Annotated in this window: 16 protein-coding genes; 13 read left to right on the plus strand and 3 right to left on the minus strand. The window is 63.3% G+C overall.

All coding sequences use genetic code 11. The annotated features are described in order from the left end of the window. Positions 1-149: 149 nt before the first annotated feature. Entirely contained in the window at positions 150-1046 is an 897-nt protein-coding gene (locus Q7C33_RS05735) for an energy transducer TonB (RefSeq protein WP_030137902.1), read from the minus strand. 96 nt (positions 1047-1142) lie between these two features. After that, positions 1143-2114 (minus strand): glutathione synthase, encoded by a 972-nt coding sequence (gene gshB / locus Q7C33_RS05740; protein WP_258648461.1) that lies wholly within the window; start codon positions 2112-2114, stop codon positions 1143-1145. A gap of 224 nt (positions 2115-2338) precedes the next feature. On the opposite strand from gshB, the gene Q7C33_RS05745 reads away from it, so the two are divergent. The 6 genes from Q7C33_RS05745 (at position 2339) to Q7C33_RS05770 (ending at position 12507) form a co-directional block, all read left to right on the plus strand. Further along, positions 2339-2770, plus strand: coding sequence for a response regulator (locus Q7C33_RS05745; RefSeq protein WP_030137900.1), 432 nt, complete (start codon positions 2339-2341; stop codon positions 2768-2770). A gap of 44 nt (positions 2771-2814) precedes the next feature. Next, on the plus strand, positions 2815-3177 hold the full coding sequence (gene pilH, locus Q7C33_RS05750; RefSeq protein WP_030137899.1) for a twitching motility response regulator PilH: 363 nt from the start codon (positions 2815-2817) through the stop codon (positions 3175-3177). A 10-nt stretch (positions 3178-3187) separates the two neighbouring features. Continuing rightward, positions 3188-3727, plus strand: coding sequence for a chemotaxis protein CheW (locus Q7C33_RS05755; protein ID WP_407682977.1), 540 nt, complete (start codon positions 3188-3190; stop codon positions 3725-3727). A gap of 153 nt (positions 3728-3880) precedes the next feature. Beyond that, positions 3881-5941 carry a methyl-accepting chemotaxis protein gene (locus Q7C33_RS05760; protein WP_030137897.1) on the plus strand — a complete coding sequence of 687 codons (2061 nt, stop codon included), beginning with the start codon at positions 3881-3883 and terminating at the stop codon, positions 5939-5941. A 187-nt stretch (positions 5942-6128) separates the two neighbouring features. Then, positions 6129-12047, plus strand: coding sequence for an Hpt domain-containing protein (locus Q7C33_RS05765; RefSeq protein ID WP_407682978.1), 5919 nt, complete (start codon positions 6129-6131; stop codon positions 12045-12047). Beyond that, positions 12040-12507: a chemotaxis protein CheW gene (locus tag Q7C33_RS05770; RefSeq protein WP_030137895.1), complete on the plus strand. Its 468-nt coding sequence runs from the start codon at positions 12040-12042 to the stop codon at positions 12505-12507. Before Q7C33_RS05765 ends, Q7C33_RS05770 begins: the two co-directional genes overlap by 8 nt. A 207-nt stretch (positions 12508-12714) precedes the next feature. Here the strand turns inward: Q7C33_RS05770 and Q7C33_RS05775 are convergent, their stop codons facing one another. Then, positions 12715-13212: a hypothetical protein gene (locus Q7C33_RS05775; protein ID WP_198796872.1), complete on the minus strand. Its 498-nt coding sequence runs from the start codon at positions 13210-13212 to the stop codon at positions 12715-12717. A gap of 409 nt (positions 13213-13621) precedes the next feature. Here Q7C33_RS05775 and mdcA point away from each other — a divergent pair, with 409 nt between their 5' ends. The 7 genes from mdcA to mdcH are packed head-to-tail and all read left to right on the plus strand — an operon-like array spanning position 13622 to position 19645. Then, a complete protein-coding gene (gene mdcA, locus Q7C33_RS05780) occupies positions 13622-15292 on the plus strand; it encodes a malonate decarboxylase subunit alpha (RefSeq protein ID WP_198796871.1) in 1671 nt (556 codons plus the stop codon). Further along, positions 15293-16168, plus strand: coding sequence for a triphosphoribosyl-dephospho-CoA synthase (locus tag Q7C33_RS05785; protein WP_030137892.1), 876 nt, complete (start codon positions 15293-15295; stop codon positions 16166-16168). Next, a complete protein-coding gene (locus Q7C33_RS05790; RefSeq protein ID WP_030137891.1) occupies positions 16168-16467 on the plus strand; it encodes a malonate decarboxylase subunit delta in 300 nt (99 codons plus the stop codon). Before Q7C33_RS05785 ends, Q7C33_RS05790 begins: the two co-directional genes overlap by 1 nt. After that, complete coding sequence (locus Q7C33_RS05795; protein ID WP_407682979.1) at positions 16460-17311, plus strand: biotin-independent malonate decarboxylase subunit beta; 852 nt, start codon at positions 16460-16462, stop codon at positions 17309-17311. The genes Q7C33_RS05790 and Q7C33_RS05795 overlap by 8 nt, the downstream gene beginning before the upstream one ends. After that, positions 17308-18111: a biotin-independent malonate decarboxylase subunit gamma gene (gene mdcE / locus Q7C33_RS05800; RefSeq protein WP_258648458.1), complete on the plus strand. Its 804-nt coding sequence runs from the start codon at positions 17308-17310 to the stop codon at positions 18109-18111. The genes Q7C33_RS05795 and mdcE overlap by 4 nt, the downstream gene beginning before the upstream one ends. After that, positions 18105-18728, plus strand: coding sequence for a malonate decarboxylase holo-ACP synthase (locus tag Q7C33_RS05805; protein ID WP_407682980.1), 624 nt, complete (start codon positions 18105-18107; stop codon positions 18726-18728). The genes mdcE and Q7C33_RS05805 overlap by 7 nt, the downstream gene beginning before the upstream one ends. Continuing rightward, positions 18725-19645, plus strand: a complete 921-nt coding sequence (mdcH, locus tag Q7C33_RS05810; RefSeq protein WP_407682981.1) for a malonate decarboxylase subunit epsilon — start codon at positions 18725-18727, stop codon at positions 19643-19645. The genes Q7C33_RS05805 and mdcH overlap by 4 nt, the downstream gene beginning before the upstream one ends. The last annotated feature ends 37 nt before the right edge of the window (positions 19646-19682 follow it).

The raw sequence follows: 19682 nt of genomic DNA on the forward strand, positions 1-19682 counted from the left end.
AACTGACAAGCCAGGAAATGCCTGAGACTGTCACCGATCCCCTGTGGGAGCGAGCTTGCTCGCGATAGCAATTGATCATTCAACACAGAGGTCGACTGACCGTCCGCTATCGCGAGCAAGCTCGCTCCCACAAGGGAATTGGGTGGTTATCAGTTACTGGACAGCCGATCACCGCGGGCAAACTTCCAGGTGCGGATGATTTCCAGGCGGTCGATGTCCGACAGGTCCCCGGTGAACGGCGCGAACGGCGCGGCCAGGCGTACGATCCGCTGGGCGGCCTGGTCCAGCAGGGGTTGGCCGGAGGATTCGAGCACCAGCACCTCGTACAGCGAGCCGTCGCGGTTGATCGAGACCATTAGCCGCAGGTTGCCGTAGATCTGTTTGCGCCGGGCTTCCTCGGGGTAATTGAGGTTGCCGATGCGCTCGACCTTCTTGCGCCACTCATCCTTGTACCAGGCACCCTTGTCGCGCATGGTCGAAGCGGCACTGAGGCGGTGAATGCGCGGACGCTTGGCGTACAGCTGTTGCTCCTGGGCCAGCTCGGCTTCCAGGCTGGCGATGTCGCTGGAAAGCTGCGAGCTGTCGAAGGTCGGCTCCGGTGCCTTGGGCTTCGGATCGGGCTTGACCTCTTCCTTGACCGGGGCCTTTTTCGGCTTCGGCGCCACGGTGGTCACGGCAGCCTTGGGCGCCGTCTCCTGGACCTCCGGCTTGGCGGCCGGCGGTGGGGTTATCTTCTGGACTTTGTTGTCCTGGAACGGCGCGATCTCGGTGGTCTTGGGCGTTGCTTTCTTTTCCAGGGTGCCGCTGCCTTGCTGGTTTTCCTGGGCGAGAAAGTCGGCCTTCCTGGGCTTGGTCTCGCTCTTGAACGTCGCCAGGGTAATTTCCAGGGTCTGGCTGATCTGCTTGGGTTCGACCGTGGCAAACCCGACGCCCAGCAGCACGGCCAGGTGGACCAGCGCCGCCAGGAACAGGGTAAAACCGAGACGATCAGCCGCGCGCACGCCACGATGGGCGAGCTCTAGGGGCAGATCGGACGGGAGTGTCATGGCAAAAAAACCAACATCGCGGGTTTCACAGGCCGGGCATGATAACGCAATGTTGGTTTTTAGCTTCAAGCCTCAAGCTGCAAGCGACAAGCTGCATCAAACTTGTCGCTTGTGACTTGCCGCTTGCAGCTGCTTCTCGATGGCATCCATCAGCATCCCGCCAATGTCGGTGCCGAAGGCATTGTCGATCTCGCGGATGCAGGTCGGGCTGGTGACGTTGATTTCCGTCAGGTGCTCGCCGATCACGTCCAGGCCGACGAACAGCAGGCCTTTTTCCCGCAGCGTCGGGCCGACCTGGGCGGCGATCCAGCGGTCCTTGTCGGTCAGCGGACGGGCTTCGCCACGACCACCGGCCGCCAGGTTGCCACGGGTTTCGCCGGCCGCCGGGATGCGTGCCAGGCAATAATCCACGGGCTCGCCGTCGATCATCAGGATGCGTTTGTCGCCGTCGATGATGGCCGGCAGGTAGCCCTGGATCATGATTTGCTGCTTGCCATGCAAGGTCAGGGTTTCCAGGATCACCGACAGGTTCGGGTGGCCGGCGGTGTGGCGGAAGATCGAAGAACCGCCCATGCCGTCCAGCGGCTTGAGGATCACGTCACCGTGATGATCGGCGAATTCACGCAACACGTCCGGACGACGGCTGACGATGGTCGGCGGCGTGCATTGCGGGAACAGCGTGGCGAACAGCTTTTCGTTGCAGTCGCGCAGGCTCTGCGGCTTGTTGACCACCAGCACGCCGGCGCTTTCTGCCTGTTCAAGGAGATAGGTGGAATACACGAATTCCATGTCGAACGGCGGATCCTTGCGCATCAGGATCACGTCCAGGTCGCTCAGCAGTGCATCGCTTTCCTCGCCCAGTTCGAACCATTTCTCCGGGTTGGCGAAGACTTTCAGCGGTTTCATCCGCGCCCGGGCCTGGCCTTCGGCCTGGTAGAGGTCGCGCTGCTCCATGTAGAACAGTTCCCAGCCGCGCTTCTGAGCGGCCAGCAGCATGGCCAGCGAGCTATCCTTCTTGTAGGAAATGCTGGCGATTGGGTCCATGACAATGCCGACGCGTACGCTCATGGCTTGGTTCCTCATAATTTCGATGGGCACAAATGGCGTGAAAAAGTGGCGTCAGAGTGGCGCCCGGAAGATTGGCGGTCAAGGAAAAACCACCGTGCCGAGCGGCTGATAGATCGGCGATGGAGACTGTGCTAAAAAGGCTGCCATGTGACGTGCGGGCCTTGAACATCAAGGGTTTGCGCTGTCGTTCACACTTATGCGTTAAAAACCGGTTCGCAGTGGCAATGGCAGAGCAATCTACGCAGCAGCAACCCAGCGCCTTGAAGGTCATGGTCATCGACGACTCGAAGACTATCCGCCGCACCGCCGAAACCCTGCTGCGCAACGTCGGTTGCGAGGTAATCACGGCGGTCGACGGCTTCGATGCGCTGGCCAAGATCGTCGACCATCATCCAGGCATTATCTTTGTCGACATCATGATGCCGCGCCTGGACGGTTACCAGACCTGCGCCCTGATCAAGAACAACGGGGCCTTCAAGGCGACGCCAGTGATCATGCTGTCGTCCCGCGATGGCCTGTTCGACAAGGCCAAGGGGCGCATCGTCGGCTCCGATCAGTTTCTGACCAAGCCTTTCAGCAAGGAAGAATTGCTGGGCGCGATACAGGCCCATGTCCCGGGCTTTTCCGCTGTCCAGCCGCACCAGGCAAACTCATGACGCTCGGCCTGCGGGCCCGAGGTCTACAGAAAATGGGGAACACCATGGCACGAGTTCTGATCGTCGATGATTCGCCGACTGAAATGTACAAACTGACCGGCATGCTGGAAAAGCACGGTCATCAGGTTCTCAAGGCTGAGAACGGCGCCGATGGCGTGGCACTGGCCCGCCAGGAAAAACCCGACGCGGTATTGATGGACATCGTCATGCCCGGCCTCAACGGGTTCCAGGCCACTCGCCAACTGACCAAGGACCCGGACACCGGGCACATTCCGGTGATCATCATCACCACCAAGGACCAGGAAACCGACAAGGTCTGGGGCACCCGCCAGGGCGCGAGGGATTACCTGACCAAACCGGTGGATGAAGACACCCTGATCGCAACCCTGAACAAAGTACTGGGTTGAACGCACGGCCATGAGCCAATCCCTGACCGCTTTCGAGCTGTTGCTGCGGATCGATCGGCGCTGTCGGTTGCTGGGCGCGGACCTGCCGTCCCAACCGGTCCACCGCGACACCTGGAGCGGTATCGGCTTTCGCCTGGGCGAACACTGGTTCGTGGCGCCCATTGGTGAAGTCAGCGAAGTGCTGCACGAGCCGCGTCACACGCCGTTGCCCGGGGTCAAGCCATGGGTTCGCGGAGTGGCTAACCTGCGCGGGCGTTTGCTGCCGTTGATGGATCTGTGCGGCTTCTTCGGCCATGAACTGTCCAGCGTGCGCAAGCAGCGGCGGGTGCTGGTGGTGGACCATGACGAGGTGTTCGCCGGTTTGCTGGTGGACGAAGTGCTCGGCCTGCAGCATTTTGCCCGGGACGGCCTGGAGTCGGCCCCGGCGAACGACCTCGATGGCCCGGAGACGGCCTTCGTCCAGGGCCGGTTCGAGGGCGAGCGGCAGTGGCAGGTGTTCAGTCCGTTTGCCCTGGCGCGGTCGTCGGGATTCATGGATGTGGCGGTTTAACAGGCCGCAGCGCGGCCCCTGTGGGAGCGAGCTTGCTCGCGATAGCGCCAGTGCAGTCAACATTGATGCAAGCTGTACCGCCGCTATCGCGAGCAAGCTCGCTCCCACATTTGAATGGCGGTGGTTTGGGGTTTTGGGGACAGGCGAGAACCGATGATCAAAGCAAAAACAGGCAAGCCACTGGAAGCGTCGCGCAGTCGTTCGCAGATCATCGTGCTGTTCGTCGCGTTGATTGTCTTCATCATGCTGTTGTTCGCCAACTTCGCGTACCTCAACATCCAGTCCACCTATGACAAGCAATACATCGGGCACGCCGGTGAGCTGCGGGTGTTGTCCCAGCGCATTGCCAAGAACGCCACCGAGGCCGCCGCCGGCAAGGCCGCCGCGTTCAAATTGCTGAGCGATGCGCGCAATGATTTCGCCCAGCGCTGGGGTTACCTGAAGCAGGGCGACCCGGTCACCGGCCTGCCGCCTGCGCCTGCCACCCTGCGTCCGCAGATGCGCGCCGTGCAGCTGGACTGGGAGCGCCTGCTCAAGAACACCGATGCCATTCTTTCCAGCGAACAAACCGTCTTGTCGCTGCATCAGGTCGCGGCGACGCTGGCCGAAACCGTGCCGCAACTGCAAGTCGAATACGAGAAAGTCGTCGAAATCCTCCTGCAAAGGGGCGCACCGGCCCCCCAGGTGGCCATGGCCCAGCGCCAATCGCTGCTGGCCGAGCGGATTCTCGGCGCGGTGAATACCGTGTTGGCGGGGGACGAAAACGCCAGCCAGGCCGCCGATACGTTCGGTCGTGATGCCGCGCGTTTCGGCCAGGTGCTCAACGGCATGCTGCAAGGCGACCCGACCTTGAAGATTTCCCAGGTGCAGGACCGCGATGCCCGGGCGCGCCTGAGCGAAATCAGTGAGCTGTTCGAGTTCGTCTCGGGCTCGGTGGATGAAATCCTCGAGACCTCCCCGGAACTGTTCAAGGTTCGCGAATCGGCGGGCAACATCTTCAACCTGTCGCAAACCCTGCTGGATGAAGCCTCGCACCTGGCTTCGGCGTTCGAAAACCTGGCGGGCGGGCGCTCCGTCAACACCATTGGCGGTTATGTGCTGGGTCTGCTGGCGCTGATGTCGATCATCCTCATCGGCCTGGTGATGGTTCGCGAAACCAACCGCCAGTTGCGCGAAACGGCGGAAAAGAACGAACGCAACCAGAACGCGATCATGCGCTTGCTGGACGAGATCGAAGACCTGGCCGACGGCGACCTGACCGTCACCGCCTCGGTCACCGAGGATTTCACCGGGACCATCGCCGATTCCATCAATTATTCGGTGGACCAGCTGCGCGATCTGGTGGCGACGATCAACCTCACTGCCGGCCAGGTGGCCGCCGCGGTGCAGGAGACCCAGGCCACGGCGATGCACCTGGCCCAGGCGTCCGAACACCAGGCCCAGCAAATTTCCGAAGCTTCGACTTCAATCAATGAAATGGCCCAATCCATCGACCAGGTGTCGGCCAATGCCGCCGAATCGTCGGCGGTGGCCGAGCGCTCCGTGGAGATCGCCAACAAGGGCAACGAGGTGGTGCACAACACCATTCATGGCATGGACAACATCCGCGAGCAGATCCAGGACACCGCCAAGCGCATCAAGCGCCTGGGCGAGTCGTCCCAGGAAATTGGCGACATTGTCAGCCTGATCGACGACATCGCCGACCAGACCAACATCCTGGCGCTCAACGCCGCGATCCAGGCGTCCATGGCCGGTGATGCCGGGCGCGGCTTTGCGGTGGTGGCCGATGAAGTTCAGCGGCTGGCGGAGCGCTCCTCGGCCGCGACGCGGCAGATCGAAACGCTGGTGCGAGCGATCCAGGCCGATACCAACGAGGCGGTGATTTCCATGGAACAGACCACCACCGAAGTGGTGCGCGGCGCCCGGCTGGCCCAGGATGCCGGCGTGGCCCTGGAAGAAATCGAAGGCGTGTCCAAGACCCTGGCGGCGCTGATCCAGAGTATTTCCAACGCGGCGCAGCAACAGACCACCTCGGCGGGCCAGATATCCTTGACCATGAACGTGATCCAGCAGATCACTTCGCAAACGTCCTCGGGCTCCACGGCCACGGCAGAGAGCATCGGCAACCTGGCGAAAATGGCCAGCCAACTGCGCCGGTCGGTGTCAGGGTTCACCTTGCCGGCGGGGCCGGCTGGCGATGAGGACAAGCAGTAACTGATCAGCCCTGCATATTGAAAAAGGGCATGTGGCGAGGAGGCTTTGTGGCGAGGGAGCTTGCTCCCGCTTGAGTGCGCAGCGCTCACAAAGTTCTTGGGGCCGCTGCGCCCGAAGCGGGAGCAAGCTCCCTCGCCACAAAGGCTGATGTAATCCTGCGGCATACGACTGTTGATTTGGAGTGGTTATGGGTGATCGGCACGACTATGTGGCCCTGGAATGGGTCAAGGGCGAGATTGCCGAAACGCTGAAGCAGGCCCACCTGGCCCTCAACCGCCTGGTGGACGATCCGCAGGCAGTGGATGCCCTCGGCCAGTGCCTGGCCTGCATCCATCAGGTCCATGGCGGCCTGCAGATGGTCGAGTTCTATGGCGCGGCGTTGCTCGCCGAGGAAATGGAACAACTGTGCATCGCCCTGCAGGACAACCGTATCGCCCACCGCGACGAGGCCATCAGCCTGTTGCGCCAGGCGCTTGGCCAACTGCCGACTTACCTTGAGCGCGTCCACGGCGCCCGCCGCGACCTGCCGTTGGTGGTACTGCCGTTGATCAACGACTTGCGCAGTGCCCGGGGTGAAGGCCTGTTGTCCGAAACCCGCCTGTTCAGCCCGGAACTGCCAGACATCGCGCCGCTCGACGATGACGCCTTGAAGCGGCTCGAACCGGCCGACCTGCCGAATATCCTGCGCAAGTTGCGCCAGAGCCTGCAAGTCGCGCTGGCGGGATTGCTGCGTGAGCAGGACGACGTCACGCATCTCGGTTACCTGGCCAAGGTCTTCCACCGTCTCGAAGCCCTGTGCGCCGGAGCGCCGCTCAATGCGTTGTGGCAAGTCGCCTCGGCGCTGGTCGAAGGCATGCGCGACGGGCGTATCGCCAACAGTCCGGCGCTGCGCAGCCTGTTCAAGGACGCCGACAAGGAACTCAAGCGCTTGCTGGAGCAAGGCATATCCGGCATCAATCAGCCGGCCCCGCCACACCTGCTCAAGAGTCTGTTGTTCTATATTGCCAAGGCCGAACATCCCAGCGGGCAGATGCAGATCATGAAAGAACGCTACTCACTGGACGATGCGCTGCCCGACAGCGCCATGGTCGACGAAGAACGCGCGCGCCTGGCCGGACCCGACCGCGATGCCATGCGCTCGGTCCTTGCCGCATTGTGCGAGGAGTTGGTGCGGGTCAAGGAGCGCCTGGACCTGTTCGTGCGCAGCGATCGCCAGCATGCCTCGGAACTGGACAGCCTGCTGGCGCCCTTGCGGCAAATCGCTGACACGTTGGCGGTGCTGGGGTTTGGCCAGCCGCGCAAAGTCATCATCGATCAGTTGGCCGTGGTGCTGAGCCTCGCCCAGGGCCAGCGCGAGCCTGACGATGCGACGCTGATGGACGTCGCCGGCGCCTTGCTCTACGTCGAGGCGACGCTGGCCGGCATGGTCGGCACCGTCGAACCTGAAAGTCGCGAAGACAACCACCTGCCGACGATCGACCTGACCCAGATCCACCAGATCGTCATCAAGGAAGCCCACACCTGCCTGCAACAGGCCAAGGACATGATCGTCGACTACATCGACGCCGACTGGAACAGCGAGCAGCTCACGGAAATGCCCGCGCTGCTGACCCAGGTGCGCGGTGCGCTGGCGATGATCCCGTTGAGCCGTGCCGCCAGGCTGGTGGAGGCGTGCAACGAATTCATCCGCGAGCACCTGCTGCTCGAACATGCCCAGCCAGGGTGGGAGGAGCTCGATCACCTGGCCGATGTGATCAGCGGCCTGGAATATTACCTGGAGCGTTTGGGCGAAGACCCGCTGAAGCCCGCCGAGAGCCTGTTGGACGGCGTCGAGCGCAGCCTGGGCGTCCTCGGTTATTTCCCTGACGAAGCTCGCGTCCCCTTGCTCGATGATGTACTGAGCCCCAACGAAGCCCAGGTCATGCAGGATTTGCAGGAACTGGACGATCCGCAGACCGTGCAGTCATTGGCCGAAGTGCTGGCCAACCCGGTCTCGGCGGTCAACCCGCCGGCGAGGAACATGCCGGGTAGCCTGCTGCCGCCCCCCGTGGATGAAAGCCCGGTGGACGATGAACTGCGCGAGGTGTTCCTCGAGGAGACCGACGAGGTACTGGATGTCTTGCATGAATACCTGCCGCGCTGGACGGCCGACCCCGACGACCACGGTGCCCTGACAGAACTGCGGCGGGCTTTCCATACCCTCAAGGGCAGCGGCCGGATGGTCCGGGCGCTGGTGTTGGGAGAATTGGCCTGGGCGGTGGAAAACCTGCTCAACCGCGTGCTGGAACGCAGTGTCGAGCCGGGCGCTTCGGTCCGGCAGTTGGTTGACGAGACGGTGCAATTGCTGCCGAGGCTGGTCGCTGAGTTTGCGGCTCATCACCAGCGCCAGCGTGATGATGTCGACCGCCTGGCTGCTCGCGCCCACGGGCTCGCCAAGGGCGGCGATGTCGAAGAGGACGATGAACAGGACGTGGCGGCGCTTGACCCGCTGTTGCTGAAGATCTTCGACAACGAAGCCCAGGGGCACCTCGCCGCGCTCAATCGCTTCCTCGACCAGGCCGCCGAACACCTTCCACTGCAGGCCAACGACGAACTGCAACGTGCCCTGCACACGCTCAAGGGCAGCGCTTCCATGGCTGGCGTGCTGCCCATTGCCGAGCTCGCCGGGGCGCTGGACGAACTGGCCCGGGAATACAAGGCGCACTTGATCGCCCTGGACCTGGATGAGGTGGAGCTGCTGCTCGAAGGCGAAGGTCTGTTACGACGAGGGCTGCGTCAACTGCACAGCGAGCCGCTGGCGTCGATCCCCGGTGCCGCCGACCTGATCCAGCGCGCCCAGGCACTGATGACCGAGCGCTTGCAAGCGGTCCTCGGCACACCGGACCAAGGTGCGCGGACCAAGCGTGATCCGCAGTTGATCAACAACTTCCTCGCCCAGGGCATGGACATCCTGCTGGATGCTGAAAACCTGCTGCAGCGCTGGCAACAGCATCCTGGCGAAGGCCAGGAGCTCAGCGCGTTGCTCGACGAGTTGACCACCCTGGGCGAAGGCGCGCACCTGGCCGACCTGCACCCGGTGGATGAACTTTGCGAAGCCTTGCTCGACCTTTACGGCGCGGTCGAAGAGAGCAGCCTGGCGGTCAGCGACGCATTCTTCCAGGAAGCGCAACGCGCCCATGAAGCGTTGATCGACATGCTCGACGAACTGGCGGCCGGGCAGGAAGTGCATTCGCAACCCGAGCGGGTGCAGGCTCTTCGCACGCTGCTCCAGGAAAGTCTCGACCCGGCCGCCACGGGGCTGATTCGCAGCGACGGCAGTCGCACCCTGAGCATTCGCGAGCTGGGCCAGGCGACGGCCGAAATGGAACACGGCGCGAGCGCCGATACGTCCGTGGACGATGACATCGCGTCGATCTTCCTCGAAGAAGCGCAGGACATCCTTGAAAGCGCCGCCCAGGCCTTGCAGCGCTGGCTGGCGGACCCGGACAACGGCGCGCCACTGTCATCCCTGCAGCGAGACTTGCATACCCTCAAGGGCGGCGCGCGCATGGCCGATATCCGGCCGGTGAGTGATCTGGCCCAGGAACTGGAAAATCTCTATGAGGGGTTGGTGGACCGCCGCTACAGCTACAGCGAGGCGCTGGCGCAGTTGCTCAACAACAGTCACGAGCGTCTCGACCTGCTGCTGGGGCAGTTGCAGCAAGGACAACCGCTGGGTGACCCCGTTGCGCTGATCGATGCCCTGCACCGGTTCCGCCAGGACAAGCCGAATACCATCGAGCTGCCGCCGTCCCATCAAGGTGACGCCGCGGGCCATGACCCCGAACTCCTGGAAATATTCCTCGAAGAGGGCTTCGACATCCTCGACAGTTCCGGCGCGGCGTTGCTGCGCTGGCAGGAGGATCCGGCGAACCGCCAGGCCGTGGAAACCCTGTTGCGCGACCTGCATACCCTCAAGGGCGGCGCGCGAATGGTCGAAATCGCGCCCATCGGCGACCTCGCCCATGAGCTGGAAAACCTTTATGAAGGGTTGTCGACAGGACTGCTGCAGCCGAGCCCGGCGCTGTTTACGCTGGTGCAGGGAGGCCATGATCGCCTGGCGCAAATGCTCGACGCCGTTCGCGCCGGCCAGCCGTGCCCGCCCGGTGACCGGCTGATTGCGCGGATCCAGGCGGTCAACCATCCGCAGGTGAGCGAGGCGTCAGAAGACGCTGCCGCGCCGCCAATCGCCCCATCGCCAACGCTGCCTGCGCGAGCCGAACCCGCTACGCCGAGCGACGGCGCTGACATGGTCAAGGTGTCCGCCGAATTGCTCGACGACCTGGTGAACCTGGCCGGCGAGACCTCGATTTTCCGAGGGCGCATCGAACAGCAGGTCAACGACGCGCGCGTGGCGCTGGGCGAGATGGAAACCACCATCGAGCGCATGCGCGATCAGTTGCGGCGCCTGGACACCGAAACCCAGGGACGGATCCTCAGTCGTCAACAAGTGGATGCCGAGCGCCTGGGCTACGAAGAGTTCGATCCGCTGGAAATGGATCGCCATTCGCAACTGCAGCAATTGTCCCGGGCATTGTTCGAGTCGGCCTCGGATTTGCTCGACCTCAAGGAAACCCTCGACCGCAGCAATCACGACGCGGAAAACCTGCTGCAACAGCAAGGGCGCATCAACACCGAGCTGCAGGAAGGCCTGGTGCGTACGCGCATGGTGCCGTTCGAGCGTATGTTGCCGCGCCTCAAGCGCATCGTCCGGCAAGTCGCGCAGGAGCTGGGCAAGGACGTCGAGTTCGTGGTCGATAATGCCGAGGGCGAGATGGACCGCAACGTGCTTGAACGCATGGCCGCGCCTCTGGAACACATGCTGCGCAACGCCGTCGACCATGGCCTGGAGCCGGCTGACGTGCGCATCGCCGCCGGCAAGCCGGCCCGTGGGCGCATCAGTCTCGATTTGTCGCGAGAGGGCGGCGACATCATTTTCGACATCCGTGACGATGGCGCCGGGGTGCCGTTGGACGCGGTGCGGCGCAAGGCAATCAAACGGGGCCTGCTGGCGCCCGACAGCGACATCAGCGACCGTGACGTGCTGCAATTCATCCTCCAGCCGGGCTTTTCCACGGCGGAAAAGATCACCCAGATTTCCGGACGTGGTGTCGGCATGGACGTGGTCCACGAAGAGGTGCGGCAACTGGGTGGCACCATGTCCATCGACTCCACGCCTGGGCAGGGTGTGCATTTTCGCATCCGCCTGCCGTTCACCGTGGCGGTCAACCGCGCGCTGATGGTGCAGTGCCACGAAGACCAATACGCCATTCCGCTGAACACCATCGAGAGCATCGTCCGGGTGTTGCCCGCCGAACTGGATGGCTATTACCAGCTCGATCCGCCGACTTACACCTACGCCGGGCAGCGCTACGAGCTGTGTTACCTGGGTGAGCTGCTGAAAACCGGCGCCCGCCCGAAACTGCTGGGCCAGAGCCAACCCTTGCCGGTGTTGCTGGTGCAGTGCAACGAACGGCATGTCGCGGTTCAGGTCGACGCCACCACCGGCACCCGGGAGATCGTGGTCAAGAGCCTTGGCCCGCAATTTTCGGCGGTGCGGGGCCTGTCCGGGGCGACGATCCTGGGGGATGGGCGAGTGGTGCTGATTCTCGACCTGTTGGCACCGATCCGCGCCTTGCCCCACCAGGTACCGCGTCGCGAAGTGCCGACTGAAGGCGATGGCGAACCGCAACGGCCGCTGCTGGTGCTGGTGGTGGACGACTCCGTGACGGTGCGCAAGGTCACCAGCCGGCTGCTGGAGCGCCATGGCATGCACGTCCTCACCGCCAAGGATGGCGTGGACGCCATGGCCCTGTTGGCCGAACACTCGCCGGACCTGATGCTGCTCGACATCGAGATGCCGCGCATGGACGGCTTCGAAGTCGCCACGCAGGTGCGCAACGACCCGCGCCTGGCGCACCTGCCGATCATCATGATCACCTCCCGCACCGGCCAGAAACACCGCGACCGCGCCATGGCCATCGGCGTCAATGACTACCTGGGCAAGCCGTACCAGGAATCGGTGCTGCTCGACAGCATCGCCTACTGGAGCAAGACCCATGCATGACTTTCACCCTCGTACCAGCCACCTCACCGGGCTGTTGCTGCCATTGGCCGATCGTCATCTGATCTTGCCCAACGTGGCGGTGGCCGAGCTGATCGACTACCAGCGCAGCGCCTTCGATATGGACACGCCACCGTGGTTCCTGGGCTGGGTAAGCTGGCGCGAGCGACAAATCCCGTTGCTGAGCTTCGAGTCGGCCTGCGGCCAGAAAACCGTCATCGGCGAGCGCGCCCGCATCGTCGTGCTCAACGCCCTGGGCGGGCGCCCGGAACTGCGCTTCATCGCTTTGCTGGTCCAAGGTATTCCACGTTCCTGCAAGCTCGACAGCCAGTTGAGCTACGTCGACGTGCCGCTGTGCGGGCTGGAGCAGGCGGCGGTGCAGGTCGGGGAACATGTGGCGAAGGTGCCGGATTTACTGGCGATGGAAGAGTTGGTGGTTGCTGCGGGGCTGGTAAGAAAATAGACCTGACACTGTAACTGTGGGAGCGGGCTTGCTCGCGAAAGCGGAGTGTCAGACACGTCAATGTTGATTGATATACCGCCTTCGCGAGCAAGCCCGCTCCCACAAGGTAATTATTCAACTTGATATATCGGGTTACCAAAAACCGCGACGAGGGAACGGGTCCCCCTGGGTAAAAACCTGCAAAGCCAGGCGACCTTTCGTGATTGTCTATTTATCGGGAACCCGCTCGACCTTGATGTCATCGATGTCCAGCTTACGGGACACACCAGACTCCCCGAAATCCGTACCGATCACGACATGGGCCCCGGTACCAGAGTAGGAAACCGCAATTAGATCACTCGGGAGCCACGTACCGGTTGGCGTGCTCGGATATATCCAAAAAGCGGAAAAGCCCAGCGATACGTTTGCAGTAACTATGACTCTGATCGTTTCTGCTTCCCCCGCCTCCGGTGGGTGAACGCGGTATCTGAAGGATGTGAGAAGAAAACCTTTGTCTTGCTTTGGTTCTGGAAAGGTAAACATCTTGGCGAGAGATGGCTGAAACGTTGATGGGGGTCTGTATTCCAGCTTGCCGGACCAGAAGGTATTCTTCTTGCCGCCTGGGTCTTGTTCCGACTTGAGCGTCCCATCCAGGGAGCCAATATCATTTTCCCAGCCGTTGCGTTTTCCATCTTCAAAGTCGTGCCCGTATTCGTTGTCGTTCATGGTGTTTCTCTCCAGTCAGCGCTTTTTTGACCTTGCCGAAGAAACCGGACATTAAAGATCGCGGCGCAGCCTATTCGGCGCTGTAACTGGCAGGTTGGCTACTGTCAGGACTGACAGTTTGAAGCCTCAATTCGACCAGCGGCTGTTTATGAAAGGCGTTGGTTTGAGGCTGCTTCGCTAATTCGCTGTAATCACATGGACTCCTGTGGTGCGAGCCTGCTCGTGATGGTGGCAGAACAGTCAGCATGCTTGACCCATCGTCATCGCGAGTAAGCTCGCTTCCACAAGAATTTGTACCCGCTCAGGAATTCGTTACTCCCACCGTAACGATCCGCCGTCGAGCTTGATTGATGCCCTCGCCACAACACTCCTAATGTGACCTCCACGACAGCGAACCCGTGGAGTGGTCATGACAACAACAATATCCCCCGACTCGCGATGGACGCGGCGGCGCAGCGAAAAGCAGCGGCGCCTGGCGTTGGTCAAGGGCCTTGCCGATGGCGTGGTGTTGCCCACCGATAAAATCGTTGCGGCGCTGGAGGCCTTGATCCTGCCCGGCGACCGCGTGGTGTTGGAGGGCAATAACCAGAAGCAGGCGGATTTCCTTTCCCGCTCCCTCGCCAAGGCCGATCCGTCAAAGCTGCACGATCTGCACATGATCATGCCCAGTGTCGGTCGTTCCGAGCACCTGGACCTGTTTGAACGCGGCATCGCCCGCAAGCTCGATTTCTCCTTCGCCGGTACCCAGAGCCTGCGCATCAGCCAATTGCTGGAAGACGGCCTGCTGGAAATCGGTGCGATCCACACCTACATCGAGCTCTATGCGCGGCTGGTGGTGGACCTGATTCCCAACGTCGTGCTCTCGGCCGGTTTCATGGCCGACCGCGCCGGCAATATCTACACCGGCCCGAGTACCGAGGACACGCCCGCGCTGATCGAGCCGGCGGCCTTCAGCGATGGCATCGTCATCGTCCAGGTCAACCAATTGGTGGACGACGTCAGCGAGCTGCCGCGTGTGGATATCCCGGCGTCCTGGGTGGATTTCGTGGTGGTGGCCGACAAGCCGTTCTACATCGAGCCGCTGTTCACCCGCGACCCGCGTCATATCAAGCCTGTACACGTGCTGATGGCGATGATGGCGATCCGCGGGATCTACGAAAAACACAACGTCCAGTCCCTCAACCACGGTATTGGTTTCAATACCGCCGCCATCGAGTTGATCCTGCCGACCTACGGCGAATCCCTCGGCCTGAAAGGCAAGATTTGCCGCAACTGGACGCTCAATCCGCATCCGACGCTGATTCCGGCCATCGAAAGCGGCTGGGTCGAAAGTGTGCATTGCTTCGGCACCGAATTGGGCATGGAAAACTACATCGCCGCCCGGCCCGACGTATTCTTCACCGGCCATGACGGCTCGCTGCGCTCCAACCGCATGGTCTGCCAACTGGCCGGGCAGTACGCGGTGGACCTGTTCATCGGCGCCACCCTGCAAGTGGACGGCGACGGTCATTCCTCCACCGTGACCCGGGGCCGCTTGGCCGGCTTCGGCGGGGCGCCGAACATGGGCCATGATCCGCGCGGTCGTCGTCACGGCACGCCGGCCTGGCTCGATATGCGTCACGGTGACGGTGAAGCGCCGTTGCTCGAACGCGGCAAGAAGCTGGTGGTGCAGATGGTCGAGACGTTCCAGGAGGGCGGCAAGCCGACCTTCGTCGACACCCTCGACGCGGTGGACGTGGCGAAGAAAGCCGGCATGCCGTTGGCGCCGATCATGATCTACGGCGACGACGTTACCCACCTGCTGACCGAGGAAGGCATCGCCTACCTGTACAAGGCCCGCTCTCTCGAAGAGCGCCAGGCAATGATCGCCGCCGTGGCCGGAGTGACGGCCATCGGCTTGCGCCATGATCCGAAAGACACCGCGCGCATGCGCCGCGAAGGGCTGATCGCCTTGCCCGAAGACCTCGGAATCCGCCGCACCGACGCCACCCGCGAATTGCTCGCGGCCAAGAGCGTGGCCGACCTGGTGGAGTGGTCCGGTGGCCTCTACAACCCGCCCGCCAAGTTCAGGAGCTGGTAAATGCGCGCCTTAAATCTGCAACCCAAGCCAATCTCCCTGGCTGAACGTCTGGCCGACCTCGCGGTGGACGCGTTGATCGACGAGGCCGACCTCTCGCCGAAACCGGCGCTGGTGGACCGTCGCGGCAGCGGTGCCCACACCGATTTGCACCTGGGCCTGATGCACGCTTCGGCGTTGTCATTGTGGCCGGCTTTCAAGGAAATGGCCGAGGCCGCCCTCGACTGCGGCGAGATCGGCCTGCCACTGCGCGAAGCCCTCGGCCGGATCGGCCGGGAAGGTGAAGCCGCGATGCTGGTGACCACGGGCGGCGTGAATACCCACCGTGGCGCAATCTGGGCCTTGGGCCTGCTCGTAGCGGCGGCGGCGCTGGAAGCTGAATCCAGTGTTGCCAGTGCCGTCACTTTACGTGCCGCACGCCTGGCCTTGCTCAATGACCGTTATGCACCGCAACCCCTCAGCCATGGCGCCCAGGTCGCCCAACGCTACGGCGTGCGCGGTGCCCGGGAGGAAGCGCAACTGGCATTCCCGGCGGTGACCGGCCTGGGCCTGCCGCAACTCAAGCGCAGTCGCGCGGCGGGTGCGGGCGAACAGAACGCCCGGCTCGATGCTTTGCTGGCAATCATGACCACCCTGGCCGACACCTGCGTGCTCTACCGCGCTGGCGAAGCCGGTTTGCAGGCCATGCAGCACGGCGCCAAAGCGGTGCTCGACGCCGGTGGTAGCGCCAGTCTCGGCGGGCGCCGCCAGTTGCATGCGCTGGACCAACAATTGATTGCCTTGAACGCCTCGCCCGGCGGCGCTGCCGACTTGCTCGCCGCCTGCCTGTTTCTCGACCGTATCGAACGCGGCGATGGCCTCTTCCCAGGAGCTTGCTGATGGAAACCTTATCCTTTGAATTCCCCGCCGGGCAGCCGCCACGGGGCCGGGCGCTGGTGGGTTGCGTCGGTTCGGGCGACCTGGAAGTACTGATCGAACCGGGACTGGCGGGCAAATTGACCATCCACGTGCAGACCTCGGTCAACGGCAGCGAGCAACGCTGGCAGCATTTGTTCACCCGCATGTTCGACGGCCAGACGCCGCCGGCAATGAGCATCGACATCCATGATTTCGGCGCCACCCCCGGCGTGGTGCGTCTGCGCCTGGAGCAAGGTTTCGAGGAGATCGGCCATGACTGACAGCGCAGCGTTGCTCAACAAGCACAGCTTCGTCGAACTCGGTGCCCGGCAACGGGCCAGGGCCTTGCTCGACAAGGGAACGTTCCGTGAACTGCTCGATCCGTTCCAGCGCGTCATGTCGCCGTGGCTGCTACGCCAGGGCGTGGTGCCGCAGAGCGACGACGGCGTAGTGATCGCCAAGGGCAACCTCGACGGTCTGCCGGTTGTCGTGGCTGCCATCGAAGGCGCGTTCCAGGGTGGCAGCCTCGGTGAAGTCGGCGGGGCGAAGATTGCTGGAGCCTTGGAACTGGCGGCCGAAGACAACCGCAAAGGCATTCCGACTCGCGCCGTGCTGCTGCTGGAAACCGGTGGCGTGCGTTTGCAAGAGGCCAACCTCGGGCTGGCGGCGATTGCCGAGATTCACTCAGCGATTGTCGACCTGCGCCAGTTCCAGCCGGTGATCGGCGTGGTGGCCGGCAGCGTCGGCTGCTTTGGCGGCATGTCCATCGCCGCCGGGTTGTGCAGTTATCTGCTGGTGACCCAAGAAGCGCGATTGGGCCTGAACGGCCCTCAGGTGATCGAGCAGGAAGCCGGCCTCGAAGAATACGACTCCCGCGATCGCCCGTTCATCTGGAGCCTGACCGGCGGCGAACAGCGTTACGCCACTGGATTGGTGGACCGATACGCTGCCGACGACGTCGCGCAGATTCGCCAGCAGGTCAAAGAACTATTGCACTTGGGTGTGCCCGACAAACATCGCAGCGGTCAGGCCGAACTGTTCCTGCAACGCCTGGCCCGCTTGGACACCGAAGTGCAAATCGAACCGGCAGCGGTTCGCCAGCTGTATCAGGGAGAACGTCCATGACTTCGTATTCATTGAGAGGCCTGCGCTGGTTTGAGGCCCTGAGCGGTGGTGCCGAGGCGTTGGCCGGCCTGCCGGCTTCGCTGAAAGTCGCCGATGTCCAACTGGGCGAACAAACTGCGCGCCTGTTCGCCGTGGTGGCCGATCCCGCCAACCGTTTTCCTCGAGCACGCAACGGCGAAGTCGGCTTGCTCGAAGGCTGGGGCCTCGCCAAGGCGGTGGACGATGCCATTGAAGCCGACCGCAATGCGCCGCGCAAACGTGCGCTGGTCGCCATAGTCGACGTGCCCAGCCAGGCTTATGGCCGTCGCGAAGAAGCCCTCGGGATTCATCAGGCGCTGGCCGGCGCGGCGGACAGTTATGCCCGCGCCCGATTGGCCGGGCATCCGGTGATTGGCTTGCTGGTGGGCAAGGCGATGTCCGGTGCGTTCCTCGCCCACGGCTACCAGGCCAACCGGTTGATCGCCCTGCGCGACCCGGGCGTGATGGTTCATGCCATGGGCAAGGCCTCGGCGGCGCGAGTGACCCTGCGCAGTGTCGAAGAACTCGAAGCCCTGGCCGCCAGCGTGCCGCCGATGGCCTATGACATCGACAGCTACGCCAGCCTGGGGCTGCTCTGGGAAACCCTGTCGGTGGAACAGATCGAGCAGCCGACGGCGGCGGATCTGGGCCGGGTGATTGATTGCCTGCAACAAGCGATCAATGACCTGGCTGGTGCACCTCGGGATTTGACCAATCGCCTGGGCTCGACCCATCGCGCCGCTTCGAGCACCGTTCGCCAATTGCTGAGGGCGCAGTGGTGAGCACGTTCCTGGCCCATGACCTGCTCTGGGGGATGACTGCCTCGCAGTTGCCTGCGGATGCGCCGGGCTGGGCCGTCGAGTCGCTGGACCTCGGGCAACCGGTAGTGGTGCGCCGTGCGCTTTCCTCGCCTGGGCATGTCGCGGTGGGCGTGCGCGGTCGCTCCCGCGAACAGCGCTACGCCACATCGATGTCTATGGCTGCGATCCAGCACCGAGTGCGCCCGGAAGACCTTTGCCACGTCGAATCCCGTCGTGACCTGCCGGCATTGATAGCCCTGGCGCAGTTGCGACCCTTGCTCGACGCCGGTGGTTGGAGCTGGGGCGTGGGCGGCAGCGCCGGCTTCGAATTGGCCACCGGCGTCGAGGCATTGCATGAACGCAGCGACCTGGATTTGATCCTGCGCACGCCGCGGCGTCTGGGTCGTCTCCAGGCCAAGGAAGTGCTGGCGCTGCTGGATGCCTCGGTCTGCGCCGTGGACATGCAGTTGCAAACGCCTTGCGGCGCCGTGGCCCTGCGCGAGTGGGCGGGTTCATCGCGGCGGGTCTTGCTCAAGGATGATACCCAGGCGCGCCTGGTGAATGACCCTTGGCAATCTTCGCTGGAGCAGGTCGCGTGAGCAGCCTCTTCGTCTTCCCCGGCCAGGGTGCGCAGCGCGTGGGCATGCTCCATGGCTTGGCGCCGCTGATTCTCGACGAGGCGGGGGATGTGCTGGATGAAGACGTCTTGCGATTGGACAGTGCCGAGGCCTTGCAATCGACGCGCGCCGTGCAGCTGTGCCTGCTGATCGCCGGCGTGGCGGCGGCTCGTCGACTGCTGGAGCAGGCCCTCGCACCGGATTACGTCGCGGGACTGTCCATCGGCGCGTATCCGGCAGCGGTCGTGGCCGGTGCGCTGGGTTTCGCCGATGCGCTGCGATTGGTCAGCCTGCGCGGCGAACTGATGCAGCAGGCCTACCCGCAAGGCTACGGCATGACGGCGATCATCGGCCTGGACCTCGCCGCCGTGGAAACCTTGCTGGCCCAGGTGCACAGTGAAACAACGCCGGTGTACCTGGCCAATATCAACGCCGACAACCAGGTGGTCATTGCCGGCAGCGACGAAGCCATGGGCCTCGTCGCCGAGAAGGCCCGGCGGCAAGGCGCCGGCAAGGCCTGCCGATTGGCGGTCAGCGTGCCGTCCCATTGCCCGTTGCTGGAGGCACCGGCGCGGACATTGTCCGAGGCATTCGCCAACGTATCGTTGAAGGCGCCGACCCTGGGCTATCTCAGCGGTAGCCGCGCCCGCCCGGTGATCAAGGCCGATGCGTTGCGCGACGACCTCGCGTTCAACATGTGCCGTGTCGTCGATTGGCGCGGCACGGTGCAGAGCGCCTACGAGCGTGGCGTGCGCCTGCAAATCGAATTGCCGCCCGGCGCGGTGCTCACCGGGCTGGCGCGGCGGGTGTTCGAGCAAGGCACCGTCATGGCATTTGACGGCGCGCGGCTCGACACGCTGCAAGCGCTGCTGCATGAGGAGGGACTCCGCCAACCCTAGACACCGACTCAAGCTGGCGAAGCACAACAACAACAAC

It is taken from the genome of Pseudomonas sp. BP11-1-1 (genome assembly GCF_052112105.1).
Lineage (GTDB): Bacteria > Pseudomonadota > Gammaproteobacteria > Pseudomonadales > Pseudomonadaceae > Aquipseudomonas > Aquipseudomonas alvandae.

Excerpts from the sequence above, each read along its gene's own strand:
- Q7C33_RS05735 (WP_030137902.1), bottom strand. The coding sequence starts at position 1,046 with ATGACACTCCCGTCCGATCTGCCCCTAGAGCTCGCCCATCGTGGCGTG.
- gshB (WP_258648461.1), bottom strand. The coding sequence starts at position 2,114 with ATGAGCGTACGCGTCGGCATTGTCATGGACCCAATCGCCAGCATTTCC.
- Q7C33_RS05745 (WP_030137900.1), top strand. The coding sequence starts at position 2,339 with ATGGCAGAGCAATCTACGCAGCAGCAACCCAGCGCCTTGAAGGTCATG.
- pilH (WP_030137899.1), top strand. The coding sequence starts at position 2,815 with ATGGCACGAGTTCTGATCGTCGATGATTCGCCGACTGAAATGTACAAA.
- Q7C33_RS05755 (WP_407682977.1), top strand. The coding sequence starts at position 3,188 with ATGAGCCAATCCCTGACCGCTTTCGAGCTGTTGCTGCGGATCGATCGG.
- Q7C33_RS05760 (WP_030137897.1), top strand. The coding sequence starts at position 3,881 with ATGATCAAAGCAAAAACAGGCAAGCCACTGGAAGCGTCGCGCAGTCGT.
- Q7C33_RS05765 (WP_407682978.1), top strand. The coding sequence starts at position 6,129 with ATGGGTGATCGGCACGACTATGTGGCCCTGGAATGGGTCAAGGGCGAG.
- Q7C33_RS05770 (WP_030137895.1), top strand. The coding sequence starts at position 12,040 with ATGCATGACTTTCACCCTCGTACCAGCCACCTCACCGGGCTGTTGCTG.
- Q7C33_RS05775 (WP_198796872.1), bottom strand. The coding sequence starts at position 13,212 with ATGAACGACAACGAATACGGGCACGACTTTGAAGATGGAAAACGCAAC.
- mdcA (WP_198796871.1), top strand. The coding sequence starts at position 13,622 with ATGACAACAACAATATCCCCCGACTCGCGATGGACGCGGCGGCGCAGC.
- Q7C33_RS05785 (WP_030137892.1), top strand. The coding sequence starts at position 15,293 with ATGCGCGCCTTAAATCTGCAACCCAAGCCAATCTCCCTGGCTGAACGT.
- Q7C33_RS05790 (WP_030137891.1), top strand. The coding sequence starts at position 16,168 with ATGGAAACCTTATCCTTTGAATTCCCCGCCGGGCAGCCGCCACGGGGC.
- Q7C33_RS05795 (WP_407682979.1), top strand. The coding sequence starts at position 16,460 with ATGACTGACAGCGCAGCGTTGCTCAACAAGCACAGCTTCGTCGAACTC.
- mdcE (WP_258648458.1), top strand. The coding sequence starts at position 17,308 with ATGACTTCGTATTCATTGAGAGGCCTGCGCTGGTTTGAGGCCCTGAGC.